Here is a 1,191-nt window from a genome sequence, read left to right as displayed (position 1 = left end):
CAGAAATTGCCAAAGCTATTGAAATCGTTTTTTGGTCATCCGGACCTGGCTTATATCTCTGGATGATGTTCGCTTACTTTATTTCGGGTTAGTATATGACCAAGATGCTGATGAGGAAATTAGTGCCGCCTTTGACCGATTCATGGCCGTGCTTGGACCAGAAGACGATGCCATGGGCTGCGCTTATATGTCAGAAATTAACTTGGGCATGTCTGAGAGAAGCCGGTTTCCTGATCGGATCGAAGCAGCAGTGATCCATTTTAAGAGGCAGCTTAGTAGTGGGCGCTACGAGCAGGGAAGCCTGCATTACACAATCGGTAATGCCTACTCGGCGCTCGGCCGGGAGGATTGCGCCACAGAGGCTTATAAGGCAGCGTTGCTCGAACCTGCATTCGCAAATTCGTTAAGTCTGGCATCCCAAGGCCATAAGAATCTCGGGACGAGCTTTGAGCGGCTCGGAGATGAGGTGCGAGCAGTTAACCACTATCGTGAAGCCTTGCGAATGAATCCTCTCCTTCCTGAAGCCCATTATGCCTTAGCCCAATTCTACGTGCGTAAGGGCGAGTGGAAGAGCGCTCTTGAGCATCTGGATCAGGCCGTCTTCACAGATCCTATATATGCTAAAGCAGCTGGAGTTGCGGGTTGGCGAGCTAACGTTCTTTTCAACATGGGTGAGGGGATTGCTGCGTTCCGCGAAATTAACAATGTTCTTGCCCAGGCCGACCGCGAGCCATGGGTTTGGCCGTTTTTTGCGCGGCTAGTAGCTAGTTTCGGTCGGGCTACGGCTGAAAATGCGCGTCAGGCGCAAGGGTTCTGGCATCGCTATGTAGACGCTCATCCTGATACATCTGGAGGTCGTCGCGAGATGTTATTGGCTACCTTATATTTACGGGCGGAAGGCCAAGATATAGGCCAAACCTACATGGAGTTTCTGGATAAGTTTGTTAGGCATATAAAGCACATTGATAATACGGAAGAAGCCGCGTTTTTGTGGGATCGCCTTGGACACTGGGCACAGGATGAGGGCAACTGGCTAGAAGCGGAGCGCTGTTTTCGGATGGCCTACGATCTCGCTGGAGGGCACTACGGATACTGTCTAGTGTGCCGTTCGGTTAATTCGCTGACTCATATTGGTTATAATGAGGCTATCGATCAGCAAAAATAGGTTCCCATTGTGCCCAAGCCAGCAGC

The 1,191-nt window shown here is 50.8% G+C and carries 1 protein-coding gene; it reads left to right on the top strand.

Features of this window, described 5'->3' with window-relative positions; translation table 11 throughout:
- Window positions 1-31 precede the first annotated feature (31 nt).
- Window positions 32-1,165 carry a tetratricopeptide repeat protein gene (locus BM036_RS19700; protein ID WP_143066684.1) on the top strand — a complete coding sequence of 378 codons (1,134 nt, stop codon included), beginning with the start codon at window positions 32-34 and terminating at the stop codon, window positions 1,163-1,165.
- Window positions 1,166-1,191 lie beyond the last annotated feature (26 nt).

It is taken from the genome of Marinobacter segnicrescens (genome assembly GCF_900111555.1).
GTDB classification, from domain to species: Bacteria; Pseudomonadota; Gammaproteobacteria; order Pseudomonadales; family Oleiphilaceae; genus Marinobacter; species Marinobacter segnicrescens.
Note: the sequence above shows the minus strand (reverse complement) of the source record. Positions and strands in the feature narration are given on the sequence as shown.